At 40.1% G+C, this 17,174-nt stretch carries 18 protein-coding genes; 4 read left to right on the forward strand and 14 right to left on the reverse strand.

The window, feature by feature from the left end:
- The first annotated feature begins 56 nt into the window (after positions 1 to 56).
- From J2S07_RS12345 to J2S07_RS12355, 3 genes are all read left to right on the forward strand, one after another.
- Positions 57 to 959 carry a TIGR01777 family oxidoreductase gene (locus J2S07_RS12345; protein ID WP_307150716.1) on the forward strand — a complete coding sequence of 301 codons (903 nt, stop codon included), beginning with the start codon at positions 57 to 59 and terminating at the stop codon, positions 957 to 959.
- A gap of 76 nt (positions 960 to 1,035) precedes the next feature.
- Positions 1,036 to 1,164: a YfhE family protein gene (locus tag J2S07_RS12350; RefSeq protein ID WP_307150717.1), complete on the forward strand. Its 129-nt coding sequence runs from the start codon at positions 1,036 to 1,038 to the stop codon at positions 1,162 to 1,164.
- A 96-nt stretch (positions 1,165 to 1,260) separates the two neighbouring features.
- Positions 1,261 to 1,443, forward strand: a complete 183-nt coding sequence (locus tag J2S07_RS12355; RefSeq protein WP_307150718.1) for a YfhD family protein — start codon at positions 1,261 to 1,263, stop codon at positions 1,441 to 1,443.
- A gap of 56 nt (positions 1,444 to 1,499) precedes the next feature.
- Here the strand turns inward: J2S07_RS12355 and J2S07_RS12360 are convergent, their stop codons facing one another.
- The 12 genes from J2S07_RS12360 to J2S07_RS12415 all read right to left on the reverse strand — a co-directional run bounded on the left by J2S07_RS12360 (position 1,500) and on the right by J2S07_RS12415 (position 12,709).
- The gene (locus J2S07_RS12360; RefSeq protein ID WP_307150719.1) at positions 1,500 to 4,418 is read right to left on the reverse strand and encodes a DEAD/DEAH box helicase; all 2,919 of its coding nucleotides are present in this window, start codon (positions 4,416 to 4,418) and stop codon (positions 1,500 to 1,502) included.
- 104 nt (positions 4,419 to 4,522) lie between these two features.
- Positions 4,523 to 5,017 carry a DoxX family membrane protein gene (locus J2S07_RS12365; RefSeq protein ID WP_307150720.1) on the reverse strand — a complete coding sequence of 165 codons (495 nt, stop codon included), beginning with the start codon at positions 5,015 to 5,017 and terminating at the stop codon, positions 4,523 to 4,525.
- A 449-nt stretch (positions 5,018 to 5,466) separates the two neighbouring features.
- Entirely contained in the window at positions 5,467 to 5,676 is a 210-nt protein-coding gene (locus J2S07_RS12370; RefSeq protein WP_307150721.1) for a hypothetical protein, read from the reverse strand.
- A 143-nt stretch (positions 5,677 to 5,819) separates the two neighbouring features.
- Positions 5,820 to 6,422, reverse strand: coding sequence for a response regulator transcription factor (locus J2S07_RS12375; protein ID WP_307150722.1), 603 nt, complete (start codon positions 6,420 to 6,422; stop codon positions 5,820 to 5,822).
- Positions 6,419 to 7,561, reverse strand: a complete 1,143-nt coding sequence (locus tag J2S07_RS12380; RefSeq protein WP_307150723.1) for a sensor histidine kinase — start codon at positions 7,559 to 7,561, stop codon at positions 6,419 to 6,421. Before J2S07_RS12380 ends, J2S07_RS12375 begins: the two co-directional genes overlap by 4 nt.
- A 4-nt stretch (positions 7,562 to 7,565) precedes the next feature.
- Entirely contained in the window at positions 7,566 to 8,306 is a 741-nt protein-coding gene (locus J2S07_RS12385) for an ABC transporter permease (RefSeq protein ID WP_307150724.1), read from the reverse strand.
- Position 8,307: 1 nt separating this feature from the next.
- Positions 8,308 to 9,207 (reverse strand): ABC transporter ATP-binding protein, encoded by a 900-nt coding sequence (locus J2S07_RS12390; RefSeq protein WP_307150725.1) that lies wholly within the window; start codon positions 9,205 to 9,207, stop codon positions 8,308 to 8,310.
- A gap of 314 nt (positions 9,208 to 9,521) precedes the next feature.
- Positions 9,522 to 9,962 (reverse strand): OsmC family protein, encoded by a 441-nt coding sequence (locus tag J2S07_RS12395; protein ID WP_307150726.1) that lies wholly within the window; start codon positions 9,960 to 9,962, stop codon positions 9,522 to 9,524.
- A gap of 14 nt (positions 9,963 to 9,976) precedes the next feature.
- Positions 9,977 to 11,140: a cobalamin-independent methionine synthase II family protein gene (locus J2S07_RS12400; protein ID WP_307150727.1), complete on the reverse strand. Its 1,164-nt coding sequence runs from the start codon at positions 11,138 to 11,140 to the stop codon at positions 9,977 to 9,979.
- Between the two features lie 157 nt (positions 11,141 to 11,297).
- Positions 11,298 to 12,011 (reverse strand): sulfurtransferase TusA family protein, encoded by a 714-nt coding sequence (locus J2S07_RS12405; RefSeq protein ID WP_307150728.1) that lies wholly within the window; start codon positions 12,009 to 12,011, stop codon positions 11,298 to 11,300.
- Positions 12,012 to 12,023: 12 nt separating this feature from the next.
- On the reverse strand, positions 12,024 to 12,383 hold the full coding sequence (locus J2S07_RS12410) for a DsrE family protein (RefSeq protein WP_307150729.1): 360 nt from the start codon (positions 12,381 to 12,383) through the stop codon (positions 12,024 to 12,026).
- 83 nt (positions 12,384 to 12,466) lie between these two features.
- Entirely contained in the window at positions 12,467 to 12,709 is a 243-nt protein-coding gene (locus J2S07_RS12415) for a sulfurtransferase TusA family protein (RefSeq protein WP_307150730.1), read from the reverse strand.
- A 230-nt stretch (positions 12,710 to 12,939) separates the two neighbouring features.
- Between J2S07_RS12415 and J2S07_RS12420 the strand changes: the two genes are divergently transcribed.
- Positions 12,940 to 13,827, forward strand: a complete 888-nt coding sequence (locus J2S07_RS12420) for a selenium metabolism-associated LysR family transcriptional regulator (RefSeq protein WP_307150731.1) — start codon at positions 12,940 to 12,942, stop codon at positions 13,825 to 13,827.
- A 102-nt stretch (positions 13,828 to 13,929) separates the two neighbouring features.
- Here J2S07_RS12420 and J2S07_RS12425 read toward each other — a convergent pair whose 3' ends face one another.
- A complete protein-coding gene (locus J2S07_RS12425) occupies positions 13,930 to 14,550 on the reverse strand; it encodes an ABC transporter ATP-binding protein (protein WP_307150732.1) in 621 nt (206 codons plus the stop codon).
- 25 nt (positions 14,551 to 14,575) lie between these two features.
- Positions 14,576 to 17,152, reverse strand: coding sequence for a hypothetical protein (locus tag J2S07_RS12430; RefSeq protein WP_307150733.1), 2,577 nt, complete (start codon positions 17,150 to 17,152; stop codon positions 14,576 to 14,578).
- Positions 17,153 to 17,174 lie beyond the last annotated feature (22 nt).

Raw genomic sequence — 17,174 nt, forward strand, 5'->3', positions numbered from 1 at the left:
TTTTATCGACCGGAAAGCAAAATTAATCATTAGTGATTTAAATGGGAGGGAGAAGCATGAGAATTGCCATTGCTGGGGGGACTGGCTTTGTTGGAAAAGCCTTAACGAAAAGACTATTAGATCTGGGACATGAGTTATTTATATTAACAAGAAATCCACCCAAGAATAATGTGCAGAATCTGACATATGTAAAGTGGCTAGTTGAAGGGAGCGAGCCAGTAAGTCAGCTACATCAGATTGACATCGTGATTAATTTAGCAGGTGAGTCCATTAATACCCGCTGGACCGAAACAGGAAAAAATAAAATCTTAACTAGTCGTTTGGAAGCTACAGAAGCGATTATTTCGATCTTGAGGAGACTCGAGCAGAAACCAAAGGCTCTTATTAATGCTAGTGCCATTGGCTACTATGGAACGTCCTTCACAGAAACTTTTACGGAGGAGACGGGGAAATCAGGCAAGGATTTTTTAGCAACAACGGTCCGACAATGGGAAGAAAAAGCCTCCGAAGCATCTATGCTTGGAATTCGTACTTGTTATTGCCGATTTGGAATTATTTTGGACAAGGAAGAAGGGGCGCTCCCTCGAATGGCACTACCATATAAGCTTTTCGTAGGAGGCACCGTTGGAACGGGCGAACAGTGGATGTCATGGATTCATATTGATGATGTGGTCAATGCCCTATTATTTATCATTGAACATGAAACAATTTCTGGACCCGTCAACTTCACTTCACCTCATCCAATTCGGATGAAGGAGTTAGGTAGGGCAGTCGGAAGGGCACTTCGTCGTCCCCATTGGATTCCAGCTCCTAGCTTTGCCTTAAAAATAGCTCTTGGTGAGATGAGCATATTGGTTCTTGAAGGCCAACAGGTTATTCCTGAACAGCTTCAAAAGTACGGATACCCTTTTCAATACACTCAAATTGATGAGGCATTGAAGGATATTTATTCATCTTAAGTATCAATCCTTTCCAACTCGGGAAAAATAAGAAAGTATTTGCATTTACTATTCTTTGTGGAAAGGATGAACTAAATTGGCAGATAAGAAAAGAAGAGATAAGTCAAAAAGCACCCTCTCAAGCATGCAGGAAGTTGTTTATTCCCATGAATTTAAGATGGCCGATCAGGCTGGAGGCTACACAAAAAAGAAAGCGAAACATTAATTTAACCATTCATATTTTCAAAGTGCTCCGTACAGACTAAGTAAGGAAAGCCAAGCTGGTTTTCCTTACTTTTCAATTTGAAAGGGGTTCATGAGATTGGGACGTGCTCAAGGACAGAAAACAAGAGATAAAAACAAGGCGAAGCTTCCACAAGTTCCAAAAAATATGAAATCGGATGGTCTAGATGTTGAGTTTGATCGCGATTTGGCAGATCATGAAGATTTGGAAGCGATGGCGCGCTCCAATGCAGCCGACTGTCGTGCAAAACAGAAAAAATAAATAAATAAGTGATTGAATCAGTGGGCTTCCTCCACTGGTTCATTTTTTTTAAAAACTTAGCTTTCTAAATCCAGCATTAGCAGATCCCGAATGTCCTCTGCAGTTAATGCGGATTCTCGATTCTCCTTGGAATCAATGAGTTCTTCGATTAAGTGCCGCTTTTTGTTTTGGAGCTGCTCCATCTTTTCTTCAATCGTTCCTTTAGAAAGCAGCTTGATTACCTTTACCGTTTGCTCTTGCCCGATTCGGTGGGCACGGTCGGTTGCCTGCTCCTCTACCGCTGGGTTCCACCAAATATCATAGAGGATCACCGTGTCTGCTCCCGTCAAATTAAGCCCAGTCCCACCCGCTTTTAAGGATATTAAAAAGAATGATCTGTCCCCTGAGTTAAACCGATCGCAAAGCTCTACCCGTTCCTCAGAAGGTGTAGCCCCATCTAGATAAAAATAAGATATACCTTTTAATGTCAGCTGTCTCCCAATCAGGCCAAGCATCTTAGTAAATTGGGAAAAGATGAGGACTCTTCTTCCAGCGTGCTGCGATTCTTCGACGAGCTGCATCAGCTTATCAAACTTCGCTGCTCCCCCTTTATAGCCATCGACAAACAGAGTTGGGTGACAGCATATTTGGCGCAATCGTGTGAGACCCGCTAGAATTCTAATGCGGTTCCTCTCAATCGTATCCTTATCTAAGTGTTTTAATGTATCATGTCTTAGCTTCGCCAAGTAAGCAGCATACAGCTTTTTTTGCTCAGGATAAAGCTCTACTGATTCTTGGATTTCTATTTTTTCTGGAAGCTCCGCCAATACATCCTCCTTCAAGCGCCGAAGAAGAAAGGGACTTGAACGGCGAGCTATTTGCTTGCGTGATAGTTGGCTATATTCCCTCAATCCCTGAAACAGCTCAGGAAAAACAACATGAAAAATCGACCATAATTCCTCAACCGTATTCTCGACCGGTGTACCAGTAAGAGCAAATTGATGATTCGCTTTGACTTTCTTTACCGCTTTGGCTGTTTGTGTAATCGGATTCTTGAAGCTTTGAGCCTCATCAAAAAACGCTGTGTGAAACTCCTGTTGCTCAGCCCAATGAAGATCACTACGTAATAATGGATAAGAAATAATGATAACATCTACACCCTCTATGTTTTGCTCAAGCCTCCGTCTTTCCTTTCTCCCCCCATCAATGACAAGGGCATGGATGTTAGGGGTAAACCGCTTAAATTCATTCAACCAGTTATAGGTTACTGAGGACGGACAGACGATTAAAGCTGGTAGCTTTTGCGTGCGAATTTCGGAGAGGACCGACTGAATGTAGGTAATGCTCTGCACGGTTTTTCCCAATCCCATATCATCTCCGAGGATCCCTCCAAAGCCATAGCTAGCAAGGGTCTTCATCCACTGGTAACCCTGCTTTTGATATTCCCTCAATAGAGCATCTAATGGCCTAGGCACCTCAAACCGCAGCCGTTCGGGATGACGAATTTCCTCCAAAAATTGCTGAAAGGATTCCTCAGGAGCAAATGCGTCGTTGTCCATAATTGCATCAAGAAAACTAATCCCTTTCAGAATGGGAAGCTCCAACCCTTTTTCAAAATCCTCATAATGCTGATTAGGGACCGTTCTTAAAAAGCGATTGATTTCCTCAAATTCCCTAGCCTCTAATGATAAAAGGGAACCATTCCTCAAGCGGTAGTATTTTCTCTTTTCCTCAAGGGCTTGCAAAACATTTCGAATTTCACTTTCTGGTATACTCCCCATTTCAAACTTGAATTCAAGCCAATTGGTCCGCTCCCTCTTTACCTTGACCCGGATTTGCGGACGGTCATTGCTCCTGAATATACGATTCCTAATCGCAGTGGTAGCATAAATTTGCACCATTTTCTCGAGCTGCGGTATCGTATGATAGAGAAATTCATACTCTAGCTCTTCATTCTGTAGGTAATACCCCTCATCCGTTTTGGCAAAGCCACTTTCATCGAACAAATGAAGAATCTCATCTTCCTTTCTCCGGTCTCTAAAAAGGAGAACGCTGTCAGCCAGTTTATTCTGTTCTAAGGGATTAAAGACTACATTCCCATAATGAAACTCCAAGCCGGCAAGGAGGCGATTTCGAATTCGATCGAGATAAAGCTTAGCAACGAGTGGTGTCTGTATGAGTTCCTGCGAGAGAGTCTCGGAAATATGAACAGGACCGAGCCTCTTTAATCCTGGCAGAACTTTTTCCAGAAAAAAAGAAAGCTGTTCCTGAGGGATCGGGATATAGCTTAAGTTGGTATTCTCTAGCATTTCCTTTATACTCATGAATTGCTTGTAGCCTGCTTGATCCAAATGGACAAGTACCCCATTGTCAAGAACACAGTGGTACATCGGCATCAGCATGATCTGCCCCAAGCCCTGTATGGATAGCTGATACCCCTGTCCCGTTGCTTCTTTGAAATCAAATTGAACAGTATGGAGTGCCTCTGACAATTGTAGTCCGCGAAACACTTTCCCATTGTACTTAAGCTGGGTGCTTGGTACATTGATGAGATATGAAAGGACTTGGCTCCAGGAAGACGGTGGAATCAACAAGAGATTTTTTTTATTAATGGATTCCTCAGGAAAAAACTTATCAACACCGCAAATTTGAATCAGTTCTTGTATTAGCTCATCCACTTCACGTTGAAAGCAGTGAATCGCTGGATCGTATGTAAAGGTTACCGAAAGATCATATCTTTTTCCGTTCTGTACATTTTTAAAAAAATTCTGTATTTCAAGTACAGGTATTTCTTCGACTTGAATTTCTATCCCGAATAGGTTTTGGCCATGTTCATCTTGGATTGTATGAAGGATGAATTGTGTTTCAAGAACCTTTCTATCCTCAAAATATTGCTGATTCCTAGTTGCACGAAGAGGCCGCTCCTCAAATATACGTAATAATTCATCTGATAAGCTTTGTTTTTCCCTTGAATTACTTTTATGATTAATCCTCAAATGGACGGCTCCTTCCTTAGCTAGTTCATTCCATTTATATCATAAGGATACCAAAAAAAGAGGAGGACGAAACCCTATGATTTCGTCCTCCTCATAAACACCCTTTAATTTTGATTAACCACTGCTCTATTATCTTTGTTTAATTTTGCTTTAATAAACGGTACTGCAAAGCGGTCGACGCCCCAGTAATAGCTTCCACTTCCTGCGAATAAAAGAACCATTGCAACTGTATATAAAATTGGATTAGTGCTAGTTGTTCCTGCTAACATGAAGTTCAAGTTCATAAATGCTCCTGCAATTAAAGCTGGGATAGTAGCTGCACCAAGAATGAGTCCGAGTCCCACTAATAATTCACCATAGGCAACCAAATGGCTAAATAAATCGGCATTTGGTAATGCAAAACCTTCAAGGAATGCTGCGTACCATCCTTGTACTGCTGGATGATCCCCACTCGCACTCGCAATTGCGCCTTTCAGAAATCCTGAAGCATCAAACCCACCTGTTATTTTACCCCAGCCTGCTTCAATCCATTGAAGACCAAGCCAAATTCTAATAATTGTCCAAGCTACAGATACTTGTGGAGTTTTCCACCATTTCATCATAAACCTCTCCTTTTTTGTGATATCATTCACAATTTGATGTAAAAAATTTTTGAATACAAAGGTTTGTATGATAAGCCGGCCAGCTTATAGTTAATAGAAAGTAACTTGGGTGAACATCTTGTGAAGTTTTTCACTTATTTTCTATAGTTTTACTATATACCATTCCAACAGTGGAAACAATCCAATTCACAATTTCTACATATTAATTTTGAGAAATTTGAACAAAAAATGAACCTACTTATCCACACCCCTGTTGATAATGTGGATGAATATAATAAAAGCCTTGTTATATATTAATTCATCCCACTTTTTCATTTGTAGATAACTTTTTGTGAGTATTTCCTGATAATAATGTGGATAATGTGGGTAACTTTGTGGATGGTTGTTATAAAGGTACTTTTTATGTGGATATCTTTTAGGATAACTTATAAAAAAATAGCAACCCTTTATGAGCTGCTTTCATTGGATTCACCGCTTGGAATCTCCCATATTGATTGAATTTGTACCATATTGGCTTTAAGACGGTACTCATGAGACTTTTTAATAACTAATTTCTCAATTGCTTCTTCCTGAGTCTGTGCGTGGATTAAGCTTCGGCCATCTAAGACACTATCATCCTCCACCACTGCATACCAGGAAATTCGATACGTCTTCATATATCCACCCCTTTTGACGATTCTAGATGCCTTTTCTCTATCATACTTCTTTTCTCTCATGAATGAAATGTTCCAAAGAGATTTGATAGATTTTAACAATCAAAGTGGGTGGAAAACTACGGCTCTTTTCTCAACCATTGTTGCTACAGCCAGCCCTTTTCTTGGGCAATGGAGATTGCTTCAATGCGATTTTTCACATTCAATTTATTGATTACTTCCGATATATAGTTTCTAACTGTCCCTGAAGATAAAAAGAGCTCTGCGGAAATTTCCTTTGCTGTTTTTCCTTCAGCTACTAGCTTCATAATCTCACGTTCTCGTTCTGTAAGGGGATTCTCCTCCTGAAGGCTACCGAAAACTAACTCGGGTGCGTATTCTCTTTTCCCTTGTGTCACCTTGCGAATGGTTTCAGCCAGTTCATCACTTGGTCCATCCTTTAACAAATATCCGTGTACACCCGCATTTACCGCCCTCTTGAAATAACCAGGTCTAGCAAAGGTGGTTAAAATGATAATCTTGCAAGGGGAGCCAAGCTGCTTTAACTCTTCTGCTACATCCAGTCCTGTTTTGATGGGCATTTCAATATCCATTAAGCATACGTCTGGTTGAAGACTAAGAATAGACTTGAAGGCCTCCTCCCCATTCCCTACCTCTGCGATCACTTCGATGTCATCCTCTAAATTTAGTAGGGCACCCAAAGCGCCCCTTAGCATCCGCTGGTCTTCTGCAATAATCACTCGAATCATGATACGACTCCAGCCTCTCTTTCTTTTACAATGATTGGAACGGAAATGACTAGTTTTGTCCCTTTGTTCGTGGATAGCTGAAGTGTTCCATCAATCAACTCAAGACGCTCACCCATCCCCTTCAACCCATTACCGTGAGATTCTTGGGTTGGCATTCCTTTCCCATCATCCTCTATTGTCATCGTAACCTCCCCTTCTAGCTGACGAAGAGTGACAAAACAATGATTGGCACCGCTATGCTTAACAACATTGGTGACCGCTTCCTTCAAACACATGCTCAAAATATTTTGTGTAAGATGCGGAGTATCTTTAAGCGCTGTGTCCCCACTTAAATGAAAGGAGATTCCAGCTGCTTTCAGAATAGCCTGTGCTTCAACTAGCTCCTCTGCCACCGTAATTGTTCTCATATCAGAAACAAGCTCTCGTACCTGAGCTAGGGCAGAACGGGAGGTTCTTTCCATTTCTTTCGCCTCATGACTCGCTCTTTCTGGATCCTTAAGGGCAAGCTTTGCAACTAGCTGGCTTTTCAACGTAAGAAGGGATAGGGTGTGACCAAGTGTATCGTGAAGATCGCGGGCAATCCTCATCCGCTCCTCACGCTTCACAAGCTCCTTTATTTGTTCATTTGCTTGATCCAGTTTCATTTCAAGCTCCATCCTACTATTCATGGAACGAATCCCAAATGGGGTGATAAGCATGATAATAATAAAGGGAACTAAATAGAACATATTGCTTGAGAAGATATTATTTATGATATAGTGCGCCAGTGGCAAAACAATCACAATCCCAAATATGGTTAAAGCTGTTAGGAATTTTTTCTTTTCACTATAATAGCCGATAAAATGAGCAGAAAAAAATCCGAGAAATAGGTTGTTCATGTTGTAGAAAATCGAAAGAATAAGAATAATGCCCACCTGTACCGCCAACCAAAAGGTATAGTGACGCTTACTTTCAAGAATGGTATAAAGCTGACGGTACGTAATGAGAAATATGAGAAGCAGGCAAATGCCCACCCCCTTTTTCCAACCCTCCGCAAAGCTCATATAATACGCCGGCATGAATAAATAGACTAAGAATATATAGGGAAAGAATCCATACCGTCTTGGAAAGATTTCAAACCTTTTTCGATCTGCTGCCAAAATTCTACACCGCCGCTTCCTGTTTTCTCCTTATATAGCTTGATAATATCACGAAAACGACGAGGTATCCGAATAATATGAAAATATTTGACCACTCAGGAGCATTCCCGCGAATAATTTGCCATGCTCCATTGCCGAAATTGTAAGATGGTAACCACTGGCCAATATTTTGAATCACCTTTGGCATGATTTCCATCGGCATCCACATTCCACCCGAAATCGCTAAAAGCATATAAATGAGATTACTGATACCTGATGCTGTATCCACCCGTTTCATTGTTCCAATCACTACCCCTATGGCTAAAAATGGGGCAGATGCCACCAAGATCCATAGGCCGCTCATCAGCCATTCAAATGCGGATAGAGAAATTCCATTTATAAGAGCGCCTGCGGTAAAGATGACGGCAATCGATAGAACATGAATCACGGTTTGACCAACCATTTTGGCAAAATAGTAGGCACTATCGGATAAAGGAGTGATACGCATGAACATCGACCAGCCCTTTGTTCTTTCTTCAACAAGACGGATTCCAAGGGTCATAATCGCTGAACCCATTACACTGAAGGTCGTCATTGACATGAGGTAATGTGCCTGCCATTCCTGTTGATTTTCAATGTTCGAATTGAATATTTTTGTAAAAACGACGTAAAACACGATCGGCATAAACAATGACCAAAATACATAATAGGGATTTCGCATGATGCGTATGATCTCATATTTACATTGTGTGAGGATTGTTTTCATTTTAGATAGCCTCCTTATTTTCAGTAAGCTCTGCAAAAGCTTCGTCTAAACGTCCCTGCTCTATTTGAATTCCTTGGACCTTTTCTTTTGTCGAAAATAAATATTCTAATACATCATCTGTTTGCTCTGTTACGACATAGACACGATTATTTTTCCTGTATACGTCTCTAACGATTGGCAGGCTCTGAAGCTCTTCAAGGGAAAGATTCCCTGGGTCGATAAATGAAACGGATTGCTTGGAAAGCTGCTTCTTAATTTCCTTCGGTGTTCCGTCTGCCACTATGACCCCTTCATTAAAGAGGAGAATTCTTTCCGCTATATCATCCGCCTCCTGCAGATAGTGAGTGGAAAAGATAATCGTTTTTCCTCTTTCCTTCAGTGCTTGAATCGTGTCCCAGAATCTTTTTCTTGAGGAAATGTCCATCCCCACGGTCGGCTCATCAAAAAACAGCACATCAGGGTTGCCTGCTAGAGCCAATGCGAAACCTAATCTTCTTTTTTGCCCACCTGAGAGCTTATCAGCTTTTCTCTTTAAATCCTCATCATTTAGGCCAGTAAGGGTAACGAGCTCTGCAAATTCCATCGGATTTGGATAATAGCTTCTGAATAACTGGATGACCTCTTTCACTTTCAGGGCATCAATGACACTGACCTCCTGAAGCATCGCTCCAATGCGCTCACGAACCTGTTTTTCCTTCGGGTTCCGATTAAATATGTTAATGCTGCCGCTTGTTGGTTCTAATAACCCAAGCATCATAAGCATTGTGGTCGACTTACCTGCTCCATTCGGCCCGAGAATAGCGACAATCTCTCCCTTTTTGATTGAAAAAGATATATCATCAACTGCTTTTTTATCTTTAAATTTCTTAGCAATATTTTGCAATGAAATAATCTGCTCCATTTCCTCCACCTCCGTGATTTCTAATTTCATTATAGCCAGGAGGGAAATACTGGATTAGTGGATTATGTCATAATTATGAGGTGACATTTGTCATTTTAAAATTATTGGATATAACCCATTGTGATTTATTTCGTACTTCAATAACCCTTATTGGGTACAACTCACCTCGAACTTCCCTTCTGTTCGTGCCCCAATAACCTCTATTGGGCACCACTCGCTCTCACACAATGGATCGAACAGTCACCAATCTTACAATTTCTAACTTCCAATAACAAATAAAGCCCCCAAATCATTATGATTTAGGAGCTTTATCATTATGCTTTCACCCAGTCATTGGTAATTGGAATGCCAGCATCTTTTATTGTTCTAAAAATCGGACAGCGTAAATCGACCGCATTTTTCATTTCATCAATTCTTTCTTGGGTTTCAGTTGTCTTCACAAACGCTTTAACTGTAACCTCCTGAAACTTCGGATCTACTTCAAGATTCCCCATAAGTCCACTTATGTCAATCGTACCTTCTGTTTCAAAGGATATTCCTTGAAGGTCGAACTCCATTTCCTTTGCAATGATTTGAGCCATCACATTTTCACATGCAAGTAGGGAAACTAAAAAGGTTGAAAGGGGATCTGCCGCTGAATCCTTTCCACCAAATGAAACTGGCTCATCAATTGCAATTTTATGTTTGCCGGCTACTGCATCTAGTCGCATTACCGTCCCGGTTCCGTTCACCTTCACGTTCATTAACTGTGCCATTTGTCTCCTCCTCATTAAACCATTTCTCTTAAAATTCTTGCTGCTGTTACCATTGCCTTTAACTTTTCAAACGATATTTCATCGCTGTTCATCGGCCTTTGAGCAAAGGTTCCGAAGCCGCAATCCGGATTAAGATAGATTTTGTGGTCAGGTAAAAATGTGCGAATCTCCTTCACCCGTTCTACCATTTCCTCAACCGATTCGATCCCTTCTGTTCGAGGGTTAACGATACCAAAGCCCAATTCCTTCCCGCCAAATTCACGGATGGCATCAAGCTCACCAGCACGTGGAGTGGAGTATTCAAGAACCAGCTGGTCGACGTTCACACTGGCGAGATACGGAATTAATGGATAATATGGACCGCGAAGGAGAACCTCTTCCTCTGTACTCCAGTTGCCACGGCAAACATGAAGACCTATTTTTGTACCTCTATCCAACATTCCTTCTGTCACTTGGTTCATCAGATCAAGAGCAAAAGCAATCTCTTCTTCCGCATCAGCCTTTGCCGTTAACGCACCGCACATAAACGTTCTGTTTGCATTTTTCTTTGTGAATACAACCTCTGTCAACACAGGCTCGTCAAATTGGACAAAATCGCATCCAGCCGCAATTAAATCCTCAAGCTCTTCACGTAAAACCTTAACAATATCCACCGCTAGATCCTCTTTAGTCGGATAGGCTTCCTTCGATAAGCCCTCTACCCACATGGATCGAGTAAGGAGGTATGGTCCTGGTAATGCCACTTTAATTGCTTTGTCCGTATTTTTTTTCAAGAATAAATAATCGTTCAAAGCTAATGGTTTCTTCCGGCTTATTTTTCCAGTTGCCGCAGGATTCGTCATCGAATAAGCAGGTACATCCAATGTTCCTAGTATTTCTTCAAAGCTGGCTTTGTCCTCGATATAGTCGAGCAGTTCCGAAACCGAGAGCATCTGAACATTGTTTAAGTGCTCAGCTACAAAGGAAATATAATTATCTCGGCGCTGCTCGCCGTCTGAAACAAAATCAATTCCCGCTTCTTCCTGCCATCTTAGTATTTGTAGAATCGATTCATCTGCAATGTTATGAAACTCTTCGTCTGTGATTCTTCCAGCTTTTTTATCGCGCATCGCTCTTTGAACCTCTTTTGTTCGAGGCCAGCTGCCAATCACGCTTGTGAGAAATTTGTCTTCAGCCATCATTTTCTCTCCCTTCTTTGAAAATATGGCTCTGTTATATTTGGTTGTTAATCTTATTATCACCTTATACGTGTACGTTCTCGAGAGTTTTCGTACCGAATAAAACCCGTTCACGCGAAACCTTAAGGCTGAAATCAACATCGAAGACTAACAGATCCTAAAATACAATAGAGAGCTTTAGTTCTATTTCAACTGTGTCCTTCAACGTTTGGTAAATTGGTGAGCGCTTGAGAGTGTTTTCCCATAGTTCTTCTAGCAACTCTTCATCGTCAGGGGAGGAAACATAATAGGTCCCTTGAATATTATTCATTCTTGGACTACCTTCGTCCTCCAACTCCATATGATAGAGAACATTTTCTAAGCTTCCTTTTAAGGTCAGCTCATCATTATCAATCGTCACGTTTCTTTTGGAAGCCTGTGCTTTAAATCCAACGGTAATGCTTCCTGCAAGAGATGCAAGCAGATAATCGACTGCACTTGGTGCATCCACTTTCGGACTGAAATCAGCTGGCTGGCCCACCTGGAAGGTATGATTACGAGTATGAACCTTTGCCGAAAGACCCTTTTCTCCTTGTACACGCACACTCCATTGATAGCCTTTCGCCGCTTCCAGATCCTGTTTCAGTTCCTCTTGATTAGAACCTTTGCGGAGAAAGTAGCACATCGTATTCTCCCCAGGCTCTGAGCCAAGAAACTCATGATTCACCATCCGACACCATGCCGGCAAATCCTCAGCCACCGTTCTTTCCCGACTGCGCACCTCAAGGATCTCACCTGCAGCTATTGGGTCCATCGCCTTCTTAATGATCAACAGCAGTCCAGAGCCGCAATCCAAATCCCCGCCATCACAAACTGCCTGTGGACTCCACATATTTTTCACCTTTTAATATGTAATGGAAGCTGCGCCTTGGCTTAGGAACTCAACAACTTTTGCTCCACCGACAATGGTTGCACCTTCAACAAGATTTTCCTCATCAAGACCACGCTTTTTAAAGCATGGGCTGCACACCCAAAGCGTTCCACCAGCCTCAACAAACTGATCCATTAATTGTTTTAACGGCGCAAACCCTTCCTCATGAATGTCATCTGCATAGCCCTTTGACGCAAGATAAGCTCCTTCAACGTTAAGGAATACCACTGTTTCTTGCCCTGAAGCCACTGCTGCATTGGCAACAACAAAACCCACTGTTGCTTTATCCGCATCATTCTTTGCATTTGTTAAACTAACTAGAAATTTACCCATTTTTTCATTCCTCCTAATTTTGGTTGGTACCTTGCTCTTGGTACCAGGTACCGCCCGTGGACAGTTTCCACCCCAGACGGACACTATTTACCTTTTTGAATATAGTAGTGACTTACCTTGCCTTCATCATCCCGTCTAAGAAGGGTATGCTTCTGTAATCGACACCATGCAGGCAGGTCCTCACGTGCTCCTGGATCATAGGAAATAACCTTAATGACCTGACCATCCTTCATTTTCTTCATGGTTAAAAATAGATTCATGATAAGCTCGCCACAGCCTGTTGGCCCAGCATCATAGGTTAAGTCAGATTCAATTTGGGATGTCAAAAATATTCGCCTCCCTTTTCATATGTAATGACCTAGATATGGATGCTCATAAGCACCCCGTCAAATGTAAACGTTTCCTATTATTTACATTTGACGGGGGGGTATTTGTCAAAAACTATATAGATTCTGACTCCTTCTCTATTATAAGAAAGTGGTATGATTAGATAAATTCAATTTATCTATAATATCAATGAGAATGAATCGATTTTTCGTATAGGTGGGAAAAGGATATGGATTTACATCAGCTCTATATTTTCACAAAGGTGGTCGAGCACAAGAGCTTTTCAAAGGCTGCAGAGGCCGTTTATTTAAGTCAATCTACCGTAAGCTCCCATATTCAATCATTGGAAAAAAGTTTGAATGTCCAGCTTTTCGACCGGGTAGGAAGAGATACGATCCTTACTCCATACGGGGAACGCTTATATTACTGGGCTCAAAAACTTCTGCAGCTAAAGGATCAGGCTATTTTTGATATGAAGGAAAGCGTGACAGAATTAAAGGGTATGATTCACATTGGGGTTAGCTCCGTTCCTGGTCAATTTCTTGTGCCCAAAATGGTCAAAGAGTTTCGGAATGAATATCCGAATGTCACCTTTGCCATTCATGAATTTCCTTCCCGAATCGTAGCAGAGCGAGTCATAAGTGGAAAAGTGGACTTAGGATTTCTAGGAGAAAAATACGAAAAGGATCATCTTCATTACCTTCCATTATTAAAGGAGAAGCTTGTTCTCATATCGTCAAAGGAATTTGAGTTTGGAGAGACTGTTTCAATGGAGGAACTCGCCCGTTATCCCTTTGTCATGAGAAACTCGGATTCTGGAACAAAGGCGATATTGGAGAAATTCTTGAAGCAGCATCGTATTAAAGAAGAGCAGCTTAACATTGTAGCTTATACCGATAGTAGCCAAGCCCTCATTGAATTTGTAAAGCAGGGAATTGGAATTGCAATCATTTCGGAAATAACGGCGAGAGGGGCTTCGTTAAGTGGCAACCTACAGATTCATGAAATTGAGGACTTTGATGAAGAACGCTATTTTTATCTTGTTTATAACGAGATGAAAACCTTATCGCTTGTGGCAAAGCTTTTTATTGAGATGGTGAAAACTAAGTGGTTTTGAATATCAATATAAAAGAATCCATTTTGAAACAATCTTCAAAATGGATTCAACTAAAATCCAAGACTCATACTTTTATTTTGAAGGACGAGTCTTGGTTTTTTATCATGAAATCTCTTCACACAAAAACTGACTTCTGCCGAATTGAAGTTCAAGCTTCTTTTGCCCAAATCCCATTATATCTCGGTCATGAGTAACTAGAATGATACTAGTACCTTCCGAATTCAATTCTTTTAATAATTCAACGATATCATCTCTACTCTTTTCGTCTAAATTTCCTGTAGGCTCATCACAAATCAAAAGATCCGGATTATTAATTAAAGATCTTGCTATAGCAACACGTTGTTTTTCTCCCCCTGATAATTGGCCGGGCATTTGCTTCATTCTTTCTGAAAGTTGGACTCTTTCCAGCAATTGTTCTGCCTTTTTAATTAAAACTTCTTTCTTCTCATACGGAATTAAGGGAAGCATGACATTTAATAGGGTATTAAACTGCGGAAACAGTTTATAATCCTGATAAATAAATCCTAATCTTTCTCTTCTAAACTTTTGGACTTCTTCATTTTTAGCATTGTGGATTTGCCACTGGTTATAATTGATGACACTTCCTGCATCAGGTGAAATGATTCCAGCTATGCAATGTAAAAGTGTGGACTTTCCGGAACCTGATGGACCTATCACGGTTAGCCAATCACCCTTTTCAAGAGAAAAGGATACATTTTTCAAGACTGGCAATTCCCCAGAAATTGTCTTATAGGTTTTGCTCAAGTTCTTTACCTCTAGTTCCATTATATCCTTCCTCTCTATCATGAATAATAAATGGCTTTCGTAAAACGAACGAAAGAATAAAAAATGACAAACAGAGTACAATAAAAATTACTGTGGAACTTATGAATAATAAGTACGTTCCTTCAGCTTGTATTCTTCCAAACAAAGAGTGATGCACTATATATGCAATACCTGCACCAAATATAACTGCCCCTATAGTCCAAAAGAAAACTTCTCTTAAATAAAACATATAAAGTGATTTCTTTCCCCAACCAATATGATGGAACAAAAATATTTCTTCAGACCGTTTCTTCCACAATGATAACAAGCTTTCAATAACAGTCAAACATATTAAAGTATACAATATCACTAAGATAGTCGTATAAAACCAATCCACATCTCCATGTACATACAATCCCAACGTCGTTTCTATTGTCCTTGCCTTCTCTCTTATCAAAAACAGAGTCAGAAAATTAGCTATAAAAGCCATGATAATAACTTGAACATTTGAGAAAATTATGAATTGGCGATAATGCCAAATACTTTTCCATGTCACTGATCCAGGGATTTCTCGTATGCGTTCAGTATTAGTGTCATTTCTTCGTACAATCAACTCAACAAGACCTAATAATAGTACTGTAAACAAAAATACAGCGAACAGGCTGATAACTAGAAAAAGTTTTTGGTTAATTAGGTTATAAACTATAAAGATAACAAGAGCTGTAATGAAAGGATATCCCATCAAACTAACCCATTCCTTCCACCTAAGCCTTCTTATTTGGGTCTCGTCCCAACCAAAACTAAAAAGAAGTCGCTCATCTTCTTCTCTAATTTTTTTTATTTGCCTAAAACTAAATAGTAAGTAAACAATGCTTACTAATCCAAATATTGTAGAAAGAACAATTTTGACAATGTCCCAACTTTCAACGATAGTATCCGCAGCACCAAGACTTGTCCATGCTTGAATAACTTTGCCAATTCCTTCTACTTCAATTGTCATTTCTTTCCTTGATGCGCCAGCCACTATATCAACAGTAAATCCTTCATTTTCTAACTCTTTTGCAACCTGCTTGATTTTCTCCGATGCTCGTTTGTCATACCCTTTTATTCCCGCCACACGAACACGGATAGCATCGATTGGAGCTTCTCCTTTCAATTGTTCTGCCCAATTTATTGAAATTAGACCGTGTGCTGGTGTATTTATAAAGCTTCCAGGCAAGGAAGTTGGAAATATGATTTTATCCTTATCTTTAGCTAGATATGTCTTATAGATACCATAAATTCCTAAAGGGGAGGCAGCAAGTTCCTCGGAATTATCCATCCCTTTAAAATAGCCTGAGTGAAGAAATTGAATTCCTTCCCCTTTTCCTACTTCATTACTATTCTCTTTAAGAACATAATTAATTTCTTCGCGTATATTTCGGTATAACGGTATACCAGATTCTCTGTCTCTATCTTTAAGTGCAATTGAAATTCTTTCACCTTCAATATTATAGTCTATTGGTTCTGCAACGAAGTGACTAGCTTGATTAAATACTGCTAATGAACCTGCTCGTTCCACTATAAATTCTTCTTCATCTTCAACTATATTAAAATTGTAATTTTCATCTAAGTAGATCACATCATCATAAAAAGGGGAGACTAGTTTTGAAAAATCCAGTTCTACTGTTTTAGAAGTTTCTCCTTTAATTTTTTCCATATCATTTATTACCTGTAAGTATTGCTCTGGGTCTGTTATGAGAATTGATTCAAATGTCCAACTACCATTATCTGTATATTCAATATTATATCTCTCTTTAAGCTTAAGCAATTCGGAATCATGGATAGGTAGAGTTTCGATTTCAATTTTTGCTTTCAGAGGATGTTTTGTATTTTGTAGACTTAATATTGGAACACCTTTAAAACCGTCGACTAATCCAAATTTTGTGTCGTCTAAAACAGATAATTCTTCTCCAGTCAGTAATCCTTCTTGTTCAGGATCAACTGCCACCACCTGGTGGTATGAAGATGGATATTCAAAATATGGAGTATCTCCTCTAAGCATATTTGGTCCAATAGATGGACTAACTATTGTAGTATAGCCTAGGGGATGTTCATTGTCAGGAATTATATATGATATTAGTTCATCTCCAATCTGGTATGTGTTTAATCCATCACTTGTGGAATAGTTTATTTTATAGCGGATTGAAGTGTCTTCTCTCTCTAGTAAAGAAACCGTAGATTGTGCAGCTCGATACAGTCCCATTGCTGCAACAGGAGCTGCGACTTCTATATCTTTTCTACTTAGTACACTTTGCCATTGTTCAATCGTAATACCTCCGTCACCATTACCTAAATAATTCTCTTCAACTAAACCAAATTTTTCTTCAATAGGGGTCCGACTATCTTGTGGGCGAAGCAATAGATCATAGCTCCCTCTTGAAAAATCATAAATATCTCTCTTAATCGTTACAGAGGCAGTTGTAAGTGACAGAAAAGAAATAGGTAATAGCAAAAAAATTACAAACAAAACGGAACTTAGCTGCCATTTACTCATCTTATTTATTAGCCTAATTTTCACTTTCAGTCCCCCATTATAAGCC

Origin of the sequence: Anoxybacillus andreesenii, assembly GCF_030813005.1 — a bacterium.
In the GTDB taxonomy this organism is placed as follows: Bacteria; Bacillota; Bacilli; order Bacillales; family Cytobacillaceae; genus Robertmurraya; species Robertmurraya andreesenii.